The following is a 13,907-nucleotide window of genomic DNA, read 5'->3' as shown; positions in this document are numbered from 1 at the left end:
TACCGGCACCTGCCGGGCGCCGCATGATGGAATCCAGCCCGCCCCGCTGCCCTGATCCACGTCAACCACCATTGCGTCAGCCGAACTGCAGTGCGGCGGATGCCGTCTCCTGTCCAGGCATGAAGTAGTCGTGCAGGTACTTCTCGCCCTCGTCGCAGAACGCAGTGACCACGGTCTTCAGTTCCGGAAAGCGTTCGCGCACCCGCCGGGCGGCCAGCAGGTGCGCGCCCGAACTCGGGCCGCACAGCAGGCCGTAGCGGCGGGCGAGATGGCGCATGGCGGCAATCGCCTGCTCGCTCGAAACGCTGAGTATGTCGTCCACCAGGTCGGCGTGGCGCTGGAAGATGCCGGGCACGAAGCCGTCGGAAATGCCCTCGATGCCGTGCGAGGCGATCTCGCCGCAGAGGATCGTGCATGACTCGCTCGGCTCCATCGCGAACAGCCGCACCTGCGGGTTGGCCGCGCGGAAAGCCTGGCCGACGCCGATCAGCGTGCCTCCCGTGCCCACGCCCAGCACCAGCGCGTCGGGCAGTCGCCCGGACGGCAGCTGGGCCAGGATTTCCGCGCCGAGGATGAGGCGGTTCTCTTCCACGTTCCATTCCGATTCGAACTGGCCCGGAAAGAAGAAGCCAGGCTGGCTTCCCAGCTCCCGTGCGCGCGCGAGCGCCTGGTCGACGTGGAAGTTGCCGCAGAACAGCACCTCGGCGCCGTAGGCGCGGGAGATCGCCACGCGTTCGCTGGACAGGCCTTCGGGCATCACCACCAGCATGCGGTAGCCCTTGACCGCGGCGACCATCGACAGTGCGTTGCCGGTATTGCCGCTGGTCGCCTCGACGATGGTGTCGCCCGGCTTGAGCAAGCCCTCCTGTTCGGCGCGCTCGATCATGTACTTGGCGATGCGCGCCTTGATCGAGCCGGACGGGTTGAGGAACTCGAGCTTGGCGTAGATGCCCCCGATCTCGAGCAGCGGCGTATCCCCGATGGCGTCGAGGATGCTGCCGGACAGGCCCTGGAAGCGCGTGGCCACGGGTTCAGTCCCCTTCGTGGGCGTGCGCATGCTGCTGCATGACGTCCAGCGCCAGCGCGGCGTGTGCGTAGGCGCCACCGGCGCGCATTTCGGCAGCAACCCAGATCGCTTCCATGATCTGCTGCTCGCTGGCGCCCTGCCTGAGAGCCTCGGCGGTATGGCCCTTGATGCAATAGGGGCACTGGGTGACGTGCGCCACCGCTACCGCGATCAATTGCTTGGTCTGCGCCGGCAGCGCCCCTTCGGCGAACACCGCCGCGCTGAACGCCTTGAACGCCTTCAGCGCATCCGGCGCCAGTTCGCTCCGCTTGCGTGCGAGCGCTGCGGTCGATTCGGGATACAGCGGCCCGGTCATGGCGCTCTCCCGCGGGTGTTGGCGGCGTTGTCGCCGGGAGACGCGGGACCAAGCGTCCAACTGGGCGGGTCGCTCGCCGGGAAGCTCTGCGCCAACTCGTCGTCGATCCAGCGTTCGGTTGCGCGGCGTGCGCCGACGTCCGGCTCGCGCTGCTGGGATGGGGAATCGTGGTTCATGAGCATGCGTCCTCCGCGGGCGGCCAGCCGCTGTCGCGATGGGGGCGGCTGCACCCGGATGTACGCCGGGCGCATGCGAGCGCCCCGGCAAGCCCCACCATGCGCGCAAGCAGGCGCATCTGCATTGATGCAGGTCACGCGGGCCTGTTGCGCCGAAGCCTGCAGGCGGCGCTCCTTCCCGGCTCAACGCACGCTGACGCGCGTCCTGGATGGGTCGGCTTCCGGGCCCGCGACGGCATCGGAGGCCTGCTGCAGCGATGCAACGGCACGCGCCTGCCGGCGCAGGCTTTCCCAGCGTATCCAGCCGGCCGCCAATGCCATGCCGCCGAAGGTCAGCGGCCCGCCAGGCCAGGAATGCGACTTGAACACGTTGATGCCGAAGCTGGCGATCGCCAGCAGCAGCACCGGCAACCAGCCGTGCCCGGCCCGCTTCAACGAAATCGCGCCGGCCACCGCGCCGAACGAGAGCGCCAGTCGGCCGATCAGCCCCATCAGCGGTGCATCGGTGAAGCCCTTGCCACCGAGGACCGGGTCGAACCACAACGCATCGATCATGTCGCGCCAGGATTCGGGATTCCCGGATGCCAGCGCACCCTTCACCAGCAAGCCGATCACCAGGCCGGCCGCCGTATCGAACGAGGTGAAGGCCACCGCGAACACGAACATGCCCGCCTTGCACAGCCACGCGGCCCAGTCGGTGTGGTGGCGCACCAACGTAGCCACTGACAGTGCGGCCAGCGGAAACAGGGGAATCTGTGCGTAGTGCACGAGCATCCACCTCTCAACATCCAGGTGGAACAGGTCATCCGGGTGCGGATGGAAAACCTCGACGAGCGCAAGCACCATCGGCGCGGCAGCGACCGCGGCAATGGAGTACCACGACCGCAAGAGGGACACGCTCATGAGGCTTCGGAGGGAGGCGCACAGGGCGGCATGCACATGGCGCCACCCTATCCGGCGCATGGTCTACGCCACGTCGCGACGGCAGCCACCGTGGCGAGCGTCGTCAAAACGTGAGCCGGCGGCCTACGACCCCCGGCACGCTGCTAAAATCACCCGGCTGCGCCACCGGGCGCGCCATCGAAAACTCTTGGAGGACGCATGGGATTCCTGCACGGCAAGCGTGCCCTGATCGTCGGCATCGCCAGCCAGCGCTCGATCGCCTGGGGCATTGCCAACGCAATGCATCGTGAAGGCGCGCAACTCGCCTTCACCTATCAGAACGAGCGGCTGAAGGACCGCGTCGACGAGGCGGCCAATGCGTTCGGCTCCAACATCGTGCTTCCCTGCGACGTCGCCCAGGACGGCCAGATCGAGCAGATGTACGCCGAGCTCGGCAAGCACTGGGACGGCTTCGACATCCTGGTGCATTCGGTCGGCTTCGCGCCGCGCGAGGCGCTGCAGGGCCAGTACCTGGACAACCTCACGCGCGAGAACTTCACCATCGCGCACGACATCTCCAGCTACAGCCTGGCCGCGCTGGCCAAGGCCGGGCGTCCGATGATGGCCGGCCGCGGCGGCGCCATCCTCACCCTCACCTACCTCGGCGCCGAGCGTGCGCTCAACAACTACAACGTGATGGGCCTGGCCAAGGCCAGCCTGGAAGCGAACGTGCGCTACCTGGCCTTCAACCTCGGCCCGGAAGGCACCCGCGTGAATGCGATCTCGGCCGGCCCGATCAAGACGCTGGCCGCCGCGGGCATCGCCAACTTCCGCAAGATGCTCGACCACGTGGACGAGAACGCGCCGCTTCGCCGCAGCGTGACGATCGACGAGGTCGGCAACGTGGGCGCGTTCCTGTGCTCCGACCTCGCCTCGGGCGTGACCGGCGAGATCACCTACGTGGATGCCGGCTACAACATCCTGGGCATGACCGGGATCTGAGCCTGCGCGGCAATCAGCGAAAGGGCGGCCGCATGGCCGCCTTTTTTTTTCGGGGAATCCGCCTTGCGCGCGACTGGCACCCGTCGCGAGGCGCACGGCCGAAAAGCAAAGAGGCGGCCCAGGGCCGCCTCTCGGGGCTTGCGACACAACACACGGACGTTACATCCGGTCCTTGGCGATCTTGATCTCGGTTTTCGCCTTGAGCGCGTCGATGAAGCCTTCGGTGGCGACGCTGCCGTACGCGGCCAGCATGCTCTGCCGAAGCATCTTGCGCTGGTCCGGGGTCACCTTGGAAAGGTCGCCGTCCTGCACCTTGTCGACCGCCACCAGCGCGTAGGCGCCTTCGGGCAGCGCCACCGCGGCGAACTGCGGCTTGCCGTCCTTCGGATGCGGCAGCAGGAATGCCTGGTCACGCAACTGCTCGGGTAGGCCCTGCTGCACGCGTACCGCTTCCTTGGCCTCCTGTACGGCGGCACCGGCCGATGCGGCCACCGCGTCCATCGACTCGCCCTTCTCCAGGCGGGCCAGCAGGTCGTTGGCGCGCTTGCTGGCGGCAGCAGCCACGCGCTCGTCGAGGATGTCCTTCTCGATCGCGTCGCGCACCTCGGCCAACGGCCGCTCCGCTGCCGGCACGTGCTTGTCGACGTGGATCACCACCGAATGGTCGTTGCCCAGGTCGATCAGGCTGGAGTTGTTGCCCTGCACCAGCACGTCGTCGGAGAACGCGGCCTTGGCCACCTTCGGGTCGGCCGTGATGCCACTCTTGTCGCCCTCCCGGGTGAACAGGCCGGTGCTCTTCACCGGCAGGCCCAGCGCCTGCGAGGCCGGCTCGAGCGAGCTGGGGCTCTGGTAGGTCTGGTCGGCCAGCTTGCCGGCGACCTCGTTGTACTTGCGCTCGCGCTCGGCGGCAACCGCTTCCTGCTCGAGCTGGCTGCGTACTTCCTCGAACGGCTTGGCCTGACCGCTGCGGATGTCGCGCAGCCAGATGATGTGGTAGCCCTCGTCCGACAACACCGGCGCGGAGATCTGGCCCTTCTTGAGCGCGAACAGCGCGTCGTCGAAGGCCTTGTTGGTCACGCCCTGCTCCAGCCAGCCGAGGTCACCGCCCTGGCGCTTCGAACCGAGGTCGGCGGAGTCCTGGCTTGCCAGCTTGGCGAAGTTCTGCGGCGTGGCCTCCGCGGCGATCTTCTGCGCCTTGGCGAGGGCGTCCTTCTGCTGCGCCGGCGTGGCGTTCTTGGGCACGTCGACGAGGATGTGCGAAACCAGGCGCTGCTCCGGCTGCACGAAGCGCTGCTTCTCGTCCTCGTAGCGCTTGCGCAGGTCGTCTTCGCTCGGCGGGTTGTCGGCCTTCAGGTCCGCCGCGTTCACCTCGATGTAGTGGACGGACACCTGCTCGGGCGCCATGAACTCGGCCTGGTGCTGTTTGTAGTAGTCCTGTACCTGCGCGTCGGTGACCTTGGTATCGGTAAGCGCCGGGCGCGGCAGCATCACGTAGCGCAGGTCGCGGCGCTGAAGGCGCAGCTTGAGGAAGCGGTCGACGTCGTCGTCGGTGACGATGGTGCTGGCCGACAGTGCGTCCGGCAGCAGGCGAATCGCCAGCGAGGAGCGGACCTCGTCCTCGAACATCGCCGGCGTCTTGCGCTGGGAGGCGAGCACCGCCCGATAGGTCGCCGCGTCGAACCGGCCGTTCACCTGGAACCCCTGGATGGACGCGATCGTGTCGCGCACCGCGGTGTCGGAAACGCGCATGCCCAGGTCATCGTTGGCCTTGAGCAGCAGTTGCTGGTCGACCATCGCACCGAGCACGCGCTCCTTCATGGCGGGCTGCTCGTACACGCTGGGATCGAACTGGTCGCCCATCTGCTCGCTGGCCTGCTGGCGCAGCTCGTTCATGCGGTTCTGGAAATCCTGCTGGCTGATCTCCTGCTTGCCGACCTTGGCCACGAAGGTCTCGGTCTGGGCAGTGAAGTAGCCCTCGATGCCGAAGAAGGACATGGCGAACACCGCCACGCCCAACACGACGATGGACGGCCAGCCGTGCATCTTGTCTCTCAACGACTGCAGCATGTGTGGATTCCCGCGATTCGAAGCCTTGCAAGAGGCAAAGCATAAATGACAAGGGCGCCACGCGGGCGCCCTTGGAACTACTGGCGGAGTGGACGGGACTCGAACCCGCGACCTCCGGCGTGACAGGCCAGCATTCTAACCGACTGAACTACCACTCCGCGATTCTGGTGGGTGCTGTAGGGATCGAACCTACGACCCTCGCCTTGTAAGGGCGACGCTCTACCGCTGAGCTAAGCACCCGAAACCGAGCGAACTAGCCGCTCAGTTTAGGGCATCCTTGAGCGTCTTGCCAGCCTTGAACGCCGGCACCTTGGAAGCCTTGATCTTGATCGTCTCGTTGGTGCGCGGGTTGCGACCGGTACGAGCCGCGCGCTTGCGCACGGTGAAGGTACCAAAGCCGACCACCGAGACGTCGTCGCCCTTCTTCAGAGCCTTCTGCACGGTCTCGAAGAAGGCTTCGATGGCGCGGCCGGCGTCGGCCTTGGTGAGCTCGGCCTTCTCGGCAATGGCATTGATCAGATCGGTTTTATTCATTGAGACACTCCCTTAAACGGTTTGCTGCCCGCGTGATCGGTCTGGGACGAGAAAACACCGCCATGAAATGGCATGACCGGCATCCCCCGCAACCCCGCATCGCTACGCCAAATGCACGGCGCTTTGACTGCGGTGCCGCCTTTATACCAGCGCCTCACGGCGGTCCGCAATACAAGCAATACCAACGGTTCCGGCGATTCGCGACCAACCGGAACCACTTGCAAACGAGCGCGATAACCGTTACGGCGAAGCGCCTCGCCAGGGCACCGGCGTGAATACGAAAAAGCCGCCCGGGATGCGGGCGGCCTTGTCGAAAAACTCCTTGCGTATCAGTGTGCGCGGGTACGGTTCTCAGCCGTTTCCTCGGCTACCGGTTCGACCGGCGCATGCTCTTCGGAAGCAACCTCGACCGCCGCCTTGGCCGGCTGCAGCGGATGTTCGAGCGCGATGTCGAGCACTTCGTCGATCCAGCGCACGGCATGAATGTCCAGCGACGAGGTGACGTTGGCGGGAATGTCGGCGAGGTCTTTCTTGTTCTCCTCGGGAATGATCACCGTGGTGATGCCGCCGCGGTGCGCGGCCAGCAGCTTCTCCTTCAGGCCGCCGATCGGCAGCACGCGACCGCGCAGCGTGATCTCGCCGGTCATCGCCACCTCCGAGCGCACCGGCACCTTGGTCAGCACCGACACCAGCGCCGTGCACATGGCGATGCCCGCACTCGGGCCATCCTTCGGAGTGGCGCCCTCGGGCACGTGGATATGCACGTCCAGGTTCTGGTAGAAGTCCGGATCGATACCGAGCTGGTCCGCGCGTGCGCGCACCACCGACATCGCCGCCTGGATCGACTCCTTCATGACGTCGCCGAGCTGGCCGGTATGCACCAGCCGGCCCTTGCCCTGCACCACCGATGCCTCGATGCTGAGCAGGTCGCCGCCGACCGAAGTCCAGGCCAGGCCGGTGACCAGGCCCACCTCGTTCTCCTGCTCGGCACGACCGAAGTCGAAGCGACGCACGCCCAGATAGTGCTCGATGTTCTCGGCGGTGACGGTCACCTGCGTCGCGCCCGGCTTCTTCTTCGGCTTGGCTGCCGCCTTCGTGACCGCCTTCGTGGGTGCCTTGGCCTTGGCCTGCTTCACCTGGCCGAGCGTGAGCTCCTTGACCACCTTGCGGCAGATCTTGGCGATTTCACGCTCCAGGTTGCGCACGCCCGACTCGCGCGTGTAGTAGCGCACGATGTCGCGGACGGCGTCCGCGGCGATGCTTAGTTCCTCGGGCTTCAGGCCATTGGCCTTCAGTTGTTTCGGCAACAGGTAGCGCTGCGCGATCGCCAGCTTCTCGTCCTCGGTGTAGCCCGGTACGCGGATGACTTCCATGCGGTCCAGCAGCGGGCCGGGGATGTTCAGCGAGTTGGCGGTGGCGATCCACATCACCTCGGACAGGTCGAGGTCGACCTCCAGGTAGTGGTCGTTGAAGGCGTGGTTCTGTTCCGGATCGAGCACCTCCAGCAATGCCGAAGACGGATCGCCACGGAAGTCCATCGACATCTTGTCGATCTCATCGAGCACGAACAGCGGATTGCGGGTACCGATCTTGTTGAGGTTCTGCACGATCCGCCCCGGCATCGAACCGATGTAGGTGCGGCGATGGCCACGGATCTCGGCTTCGTCGCGCACGCCGCCCAGGCTCATACGGATGAACTTGCGGTTGGTCGCCTTGGCGATCGACTGGCCCAGCGAAGTCTTGCCCACGCCGGGCGGACCGACCAGGCACAGGATCGGGCCCTTCATGGTGTTCACGCGCTGCTGCACGGCGAGATATTCGAGGATGCGGTCCTTGACCTTCTCCAGGCCGAAATGGTCGGCATCGAGCACTTCCTGGGCGACGGCCAGGTCCTTGCGCACCTTGGTCTTCTTCTTCCAGGGCACACCGGTCAGCCAGTCCAGGTAGTTGCGCACCACCGTCGCCTCGGCCGACATCGGCGACATCTGCTTGAGCTTGGACAGTTCCTGCTTGGCCTTGGCGAGCACCGGCTTGGGCATGCCGGCATCCTCGATCTTCTTCTGCAGGTCCTCGATCTCGTTGACGCCTTCCTCGCCCTCGCCCAGTTCCTTCTGGATCGCCTTCATCTGCTCGTTGAGGTAGTACTCGCGCTGGCTCTTCTCCATCTGCGACTTGACGCGGCCGCGAATGCGCTTCTCGACCTGCTGCAGGTCCATCTCGCCATCGACCAGACCGATGAGCAACTCGAGGCGCTGGCCGACGTCGGCGGTCTCCAGCACCTTCTGCTTCTCGGCCATGCGCACGGTCAGGTGCGCGGCGATCGAATCGGCCAGCCGCGAGGGATCATCGATGCCCGAAAGCGTGGCGAGCACTTCCGGCGGCAGCTTGCGGCTCTGCTTGACCAGCTGTTCGAACAGCGACACCAGCGTGCGCGAGATGACATCCAGCTCGCGCTCCTTGGCGCTGTAGACCGGCTCGATCACGCGCGAGCGCGCCGTCAGCATGCCGCCCTCGTTGCGGTATTCCTCGATGGACACGCGGGCCTGGCCCTCGACCAGTACCTTCACCGTGCCGTCGGGCAGCTTGAGCAGCTGCAGCACGCCGGCCAGGGTGCCGATCTCGTGCAGGTCGTCCGAGGCGGGATCGTCGATGTCGGGACTCTTCTGCGCCACCAGCAGAATCTGCCGCTCACCTTCCATCGCTTGTTCCAGCGCGCGCATGGACTTGTCGCGCCCGACGAACAGGGGGATGACCATGTGGGGGTAGACCACCACGTCGCGCAGCGGCAGCACCGGAAGTGCGTCGAGCGAGGCGCCTGTGGCGGAAACGGAGGCGTGTTTTGCCATCGAAAAAGTCCCCGATGATTTTGTAAGGTTTACCCGGACACTGAGCCAGGGCTTCCGATAGGTCAAGTGGAGTCGACCCTAGCCACCCTCAAGTCGCACGCGACCTGTCGAAGCGGCTTGAGCGGTGACCTGCAGTTTTCAAGCCAAGCCGCCCCACGGCTCCGTACGTGACGAAAAATCCGGCCTGATGCGGCCTGAGCCGTCGAAAACAGGCGAGCGCCTGTCTGCCTGCCGCCAAAAAACAAACGGCCCCGGCAACTGCCGGGGCCGCTGGTTCTTGACGCTGCGCGCCGGTCAGGCGGCGTCGCCACCTTCACCGGCCACGCGCTGCTGCTGCAGGTTGCCGCGGTAGATGAGGTAAGGCTCGGCCTGGCCTTCGATCACGGCGTCGTCGACCACCACCTTGCTGACGTGCTCCAGCGAGGGCAGCTCGTACATGGTGTCCAGCAGCACCTGTTCCAGAATGGTGCGCAGGCCGCGCGCGCCGGTCTTGCGCTTGAGCGCCTTCTTGGCGATCGCCTGCAGGGCCTCGGGACGGAACTCCAGCTCCACGCCTTCCATTTCGAACAGGCGCTTGAACTGCTTGGTCACCGCATTCTTCGGTTCGGTGAGAATCTTCACCAGTGCGGGCTCGTCCAGTTCGTCCAGCGTCGCCACGACCGGCAGGCGGCCGACGAACTCCGGGATCAGGCCGAACTTGACCAGGTCCGACGGCTCGACCTCGGCCAGCACCTTGCCCAGGTTCTCGGTGCGCTCCTTCGAGCGGACCTCGGCCGAGAAGCCGATGCCGGTGGTCTCCGAACGCTGCTGGATGACCTTCTCCAGCCCGGCGAACGCGCCACCGCAGATGAACAGGATGTTCTTGGTGTCCACCTGCAGGAATTCCTGCTGCGGATGCTTGCGCCCGCCCTGCGGCGGCACCGAGGCCAGTGTGCCCTCGATCAGCTTGAGCAGCGCCTGCTGCACGCCTTCGCCGGACACGTCGCGGGTGATCGACGGGTTCTCGCTCTTGCGCGAGATCTTGTCGATCTCGTCGATGTAGACGATGCCCGACTGCGCCTTGTCGACGTCGTAGTCGCACTTCTGCAGCAGCTTCTGGATGATGTTCTCGACGTCCTCGCCCACGTAGCCCGCTTCGGTCAGCGTGGTGGCGTCGGCGATGGTGAACGGCACGTTGAGCAGGCGCGCCAGCGTTTCGGCCAGCAGCGTCTTGCCCGAACCGGTCGGGCCGATCAGCAGGATGTTGGACTTGCCGAGCTCGACCTCGTCGCTCTTCTGGCGCGACTCCATGCGCTTGTAGTGGTTGTACACGGCCACCGCCAGCGCCTTCTTGGCGCGGGTCTGGCCGACCACGTACTGGTCGAGGGTTTCCATGATCTCGCGGGGCTTGGGCAGATGGCTGCGCCCGGAGGCGGCCTTCTCCTCCAACTCCTCGCGGATGATGTCGTTGCAGAGCTCCACGCACTCGTCGCAGATGAACACGGATGGACCCGCGATCAGCTTGCGCACTTCATGCTGGCTCTTGCCGCAGAAGGAGCAGTAGAGAATCTTGCCGCTGTCGTTGGAACGGCCCTGCCGCTCGTCGCTCATATCAGGTCCTGCCGTATTTCGGTTGCGCCGCGAGAATAGCATACGGCCCCGCGCCGGCCAGCGCCGACGCGGAGTCCGTTTCCGTGAAGTGGATCGGTCGGGATCAGCGGGGCTGAAGTCAGGCCGACTTGACCGTCTCGACGCCGCGGCGGTCGAGTACCTGGTCGATCAGCCCGTATTCCTTCGCCTCGACCGGGTTCATGAACCGGTCGCGCTCCATGTCGCGCTCGATCTTCTCCAGCGGCTGGCCGGTGTGGTCGACGTAGAGCTGGTTCAGCCGCTGGCGGATGTAGAGGATCTCGCGCGCCTGGATCTCGATGTCGGTGGCCTGGCCCTGGGCACCGCCGGAGGGCTGGTGGATCATGATCCGCGAGTTGGGCAGCGAGAAGCGCTTGCCCTTGGCGCCCGCCATCAGCAGCAGCGAGCCGGCGCTGCACGCCTGGCCGATGCACATGGTGCTGACGTCGGGCTTGATGAACTGCATGGTGTCGTAGATCGCCAGGCCCGCGGTGACCGCACCGCCCGGGCTGTTGATGTACAGGTGGATGTCCTTGTCTGGATTCTCCGACTCCAGGAACAGCATCTGCGCGATCAGCACGTTGGCGACCTGGTCGTTGACCTCGCCCACCAGGAAGATCACCCGCTCCTTCAGCAGGCGCGAGTAGATGTCGTAGGAACGCTCGCCGCGAGCGGTCTGCTCGACGACGATGGGCACCAGGTTGAGGTTCTGGATCGGGGCCATGGCCATGCGTGCTTGTTCTCCGGATAAGGCCCGCGCTCAGGCGGGCCTGATGATGGTGCCTGGCAGTGTCGCTCAGGCGCCGGCCGGGCGCATCACCTCGTCGAAGCCCAGGTTCTTGTCGGTGGTCTTGGCGTGCTCGGCCACCCACTCGGCCACCTGGTCTTCCATCACGCGGTTCTGCAGCCCAGACATCAATTGGGGGTCGGCGTTGTAAAGTTCAACGACCTTCTCGGGTTCCTCGTAGGTCGAGGCGATGGCGGCCAACTGCTCGGCCACGCGCTTGCGGTCGATCTTGAGGTCCTGCTTGCGGGCGATCTCGCCCATCAGGAGACCGGCGATCACTCGCTTGCGCGCCATCGGCATCGCCGCCTCGACGAGCTGCGGCGGTGGCTGCTGGCCACGCGGCACGCTGCCGGCGGCGAGGTTGCGCGCCTCCGCCTGCACCATCATGTTCGGAACTTCCAGCTCGCCGTGGGCGTCGGCCAGCTTCTCGGCGACCTCGGCCTTGAGGCGGCCCATCAGCGTGGCCTTGAGCTCGCGCTCGAGGTTGGCACGCACTTCCTTGCGGAAGGTATCCAGGTTGCCGTCGGCGATGCCGAACAGCTTGGCGAACTCTTCGTTGACCTCCGGCAGGTTCGGCGCCTGCACCTTGACGATCTTGAAGCTGACCGGGGCGCTCTTGCCGGCCAGCTGCGGATTGCCGAAGTCTTCGGGGAAATTGATCTCGGCATCGAACTCGTCACCGGCGCTGCGACCGGTCAGCGTCTCGTCCAGCGCCTTGAACAGCGTGCCCGAGCCGAGCACGCTGCCGGCGCGCTCCAGGCCCTCGGCCGGGAAACGGTAGTCGCCCGCAGTGGCGGCGTACTCGAACATCACGAAGTCGCCCTCGGCCGAGGCGCGCTCGACCGCATCGAAACTGCGGCGTTGCAGGCGCAGGGTCTCGATCATCTTCTCGATGTCGGCGTCAGTCACCTCGGCGACCGGACGGTTGACCTCCAGCGCAGCCACGTCGATCTCGGGGAACTCCGGCATCACCTCGAAGGTGGCGGTATAGGCGATCTCGCCGTTCTCCGGCTTGCCGGTGGTATCGATCGAGGGATTGGCGACCGGGCGCAGGTTCTCCTTCTCGAAGGCCTCGCGCAGGGTGCTGCCGATCAGGTCGGACAGGACTTCACCGCGCACCTGCGAGCCGAAGCGCTGCTGGATCACGGCCGTCGGCACCTTGCCCGGCCGGAAGCCCTTCAGCCGGACGGTACGGCCCATTTCGGCGATGCGCGCGCTGACCTGCGACTCGAACCGCTCCGCCGGGAACCGCACCGTGAGCTTGCGCTCGAGCTTGCCGACGTTCTCAACCGAAAACTGCATGACGACTCCTGGTAACTCTCGTGATGGGCCAGCGTGCGGGCCGGCCTTGCAGAAACTAAAAAGGGATTGGTGCGAAAGGAGGGACTCGAACCCTCACGGGGGTTACCCGCCAGAACCTAAATCTGGTGCGTCTACCAGTTCCGCCACTTTCGCATCACGCCTCGAGCGGATCGGAAGCGGCGGATTCCGAACGGAAACCGGCCAGGCGCCCCGCCCCGCTAAGTCGATGATTCCCTTGCGCCAAAGCAGGGCATTTTACGGTTGCGTGGCGGGGCAGCACAAGCACGCCGGCTCTTGGACAAGGGCACGGTCCGCCAGGACCACCTTCGCCCCCTCTCCCCTCCGGGGAGAGGGTTGGGGTGAGGGGTCAAGGCTGGGCTGGAACCACATCAAAGCTCGCCTCGGCGGATTCTCTGGCGAGCCTCATCCCCTCATCCTCCTCAAAGGAGAGGCGGAGAAACGCATCCTGCAAGACAAAAGAAAACAGGCGCCCGGTTTCCCGGGCGCCTGTCGTTATTGGTGGGCCGTGTAGGATTCGAACCTACGACCAATTGATTAAGAGTCAACTGCTCTACCAGCTGAGCTAACGGCCCTTGAAACTTCCAAATTGGGGTGAGCGATGGGATTCGAACCCACGACATCCGGAATCACAATCCGGGACTCTAACCAGCTGAGCTACGCCCACCATAAAAACTCTAGTGAAGCTGGCGCGCCCGACAGGAATCGAACCTGCAACCGTCGGCTTAGAAGGCCGATGCTCTATCCGGTTGAGCTACAGGCGCATGTCCTAAGCATAACGCCTGCCTGGTCGGGGCAGAGGGATTCGAACCCCCGACATCCAGCTCCCAAAGCTGGCGCTCTACCAGACTGAGCTATACCCCGTAGCAGATCCGTGGAACGCTCCCGCGTTCCGAAGCCCTCGAATGCTACGGGCGACGCTTCACCTCGTCAATCCGTGTCCAGCGCACCGAAATCCTTTCCGGTACCACCGGACCGTGATCCGGTGAACAAGGCATGTTGCGAACAACACTCCTTGCGATGTAAATGGCGCGCCCGGAGAGATTCGAACTCCCGACCACCAAGTTCGTAGCCTGGTACTCTATCCAACTGAGCTACGGGCGCGCGGTAAAACTGGTTTGCCGTGGCGCCATCGCCGAAGCGGTGGCTGCCGAAGCAAGAAGCGGAATTATTCAGATCGGACGCAGCGGCGTCAACACCTTTTTCAAAAAATCTTCGCTTCCGATGCGACGAGCCGCGACTCCCTTCTGCGTCGGACCTTTACGTTTGGACGTCCAAACGCAAAGGTAGCGACAAGCGTGGG

General features: G+C 65.2%; 11 protein-coding genes and 8 tRNA genes. 1 reads left to right on the top strand and 18 read right to left on the bottom strand.

All coding sequences use genetic code 11. From position 1 onward, the window contains the following. Positions 1-76 precede the first annotated feature (76 nt). From AAIL17_RS00185 to AAIL17_RS00170, 4 genes are all read right to left on the bottom strand, one after another. On the bottom strand, positions 77-1,027 hold the full coding sequence (locus tag AAIL17_RS00185) for a PLP-dependent cysteine synthase family protein (protein WP_424680781.1): 951 nt from the start codon (positions 1,025-1,027) through the stop codon (positions 77-79). 4 nt (positions 1,028-1,031) lie between these two features. Further along, positions 1,032-1,382 (bottom strand): carboxymuconolactone decarboxylase family protein, encoded by a 351-nt coding sequence (locus AAIL17_RS00180; RefSeq protein ID WP_424680780.1) that lies wholly within the window; start codon positions 1,380-1,382, stop codon positions 1,032-1,034. Further along, positions 1,379-1,558, bottom strand: a complete 180-nt coding sequence (locus tag AAIL17_RS00175) for a hypothetical protein (RefSeq protein WP_424680779.1) — start codon at positions 1,556-1,558, stop codon at positions 1,379-1,381. The genes AAIL17_RS00180 and AAIL17_RS00175 overlap by 4 nt, the downstream gene beginning before the upstream one ends. A 183-nt stretch (positions 1,559-1,741) precedes the next feature. Beyond that, positions 1,742-2,461, bottom strand: a complete 720-nt coding sequence (locus AAIL17_RS00170; protein ID WP_424680778.1) for a hypothetical protein — start codon at positions 2,459-2,461, stop codon at positions 1,742-1,744. A 198-nt stretch (positions 2,462-2,659) separates the two neighbouring features. Between AAIL17_RS00170 and AAIL17_RS00165 the strand changes: the two genes are divergently transcribed. Further along, positions 2,660-3,442, top strand: coding sequence for an enoyl-ACP reductase FabI (locus AAIL17_RS00165; RefSeq protein ID WP_424680777.1), 783 nt, complete (start codon positions 2,660-2,662; stop codon positions 3,440-3,442). A gap of 159 nt (positions 3,443-3,601) precedes the next feature. Here AAIL17_RS00165 and AAIL17_RS00160 read toward each other — a convergent pair whose 3' ends face one another. The 14 genes from AAIL17_RS00160 to AAIL17_RS00095 form a co-directional block, all read right to left on the bottom strand. Continuing rightward, positions 3,602-5,509, bottom strand: a complete 1,908-nt coding sequence (locus tag AAIL17_RS00160; RefSeq protein WP_424680776.1) for a SurA N-terminal domain-containing protein — start codon at positions 5,507-5,509, stop codon at positions 3,602-3,604. 81 nt (positions 5,510-5,590) lie between these two features. Then, a tRNA-Asp gene (locus tag AAIL17_RS00155) sits at positions 5,591-5,667 on the bottom strand. Positions 5,668-5,674: 7 nt separating this feature from the next. Further along, positions 5,675-5,749, bottom strand: a tRNA-Val gene (locus AAIL17_RS00150). Positions 5,750-5,770: 21 nt separating this feature from the next. Beyond that, on the bottom strand, positions 5,771-6,043 hold the full coding sequence (locus AAIL17_RS00145; RefSeq protein ID WP_091336270.1) for an HU family DNA-binding protein: 273 nt from the start codon (positions 6,041-6,043) through the stop codon (positions 5,771-5,773). A 329-nt stretch (positions 6,044-6,372) separates the two neighbouring features. Next, positions 6,373-8,889 carry an endopeptidase La gene (gene lon / locus AAIL17_RS00140; RefSeq protein WP_424680775.1) on the bottom strand — a complete coding sequence of 839 codons (2,517 nt, stop codon included), beginning with the start codon at positions 8,887-8,889 and terminating at the stop codon, positions 6,373-6,375. A 294-nt stretch (positions 8,890-9,183) separates the two neighbouring features. Further along, positions 9,184-10,479 (bottom strand): ATP-dependent Clp protease ATP-binding subunit ClpX, encoded by a 1,296-nt coding sequence (clpX, locus tag AAIL17_RS00135; protein WP_327480609.1) that lies wholly within the window; start codon positions 10,477-10,479, stop codon positions 9,184-9,186. A gap of 118 nt (positions 10,480-10,597) precedes the next feature. Continuing rightward, positions 10,598-11,227 (bottom strand): ATP-dependent Clp endopeptidase proteolytic subunit ClpP, encoded by a 630-nt coding sequence (gene clpP, locus AAIL17_RS00130; RefSeq protein WP_231351494.1) that lies wholly within the window; start codon positions 11,225-11,227, stop codon positions 10,598-10,600. A 66-nt stretch (positions 11,228-11,293) separates the two neighbouring features. Then, positions 11,294-12,586: a trigger factor gene (gene tig, locus AAIL17_RS00125; RefSeq protein WP_424680774.1), complete on the bottom strand. Its 1,293-nt coding sequence runs from the start codon at positions 12,584-12,586 to the stop codon at positions 11,294-11,296. Positions 12,587-12,653: 67 nt separating this feature from the next. Continuing rightward, positions 12,654-12,739 (bottom strand) — tRNA-Leu (locus tag AAIL17_RS00120). Between the two features lie 364 nt (positions 12,740-13,103). Further along, positions 13,104-13,179, bottom strand: a tRNA-Lys gene (locus AAIL17_RS00115). A 15-nt stretch (positions 13,180-13,194) separates the two neighbouring features. Further along, positions 13,195-13,271 (bottom strand) — tRNA-His (locus tag AAIL17_RS00110). 20 nt (positions 13,272-13,291) lie between these two features. Beyond that, positions 13,292-13,368 (bottom strand) — tRNA-Arg (locus AAIL17_RS00105). A gap of 23 nt (positions 13,369-13,391) precedes the next feature. Further along, positions 13,392-13,468, bottom strand: a tRNA-Pro gene (locus AAIL17_RS00100). 163 nt (positions 13,469-13,631) lie between these two features. Further along, a tRNA-Arg gene (locus tag AAIL17_RS00095) sits at positions 13,632-13,708 on the bottom strand. Between the last annotated feature and the right edge of the window lie 199 nt (positions 13,709-13,907).

It is taken from the genome of Frateuria sp. YIM B11624, assembly GCF_049727805.1.
Taxonomy (GTDB): domain Bacteria; phylum Pseudomonadota; class Gammaproteobacteria; order Xanthomonadales; family Rhodanobacteraceae; genus Frateuria_A.
This window is presented reverse-complemented; position numbering and strand designations above follow the sequence as displayed.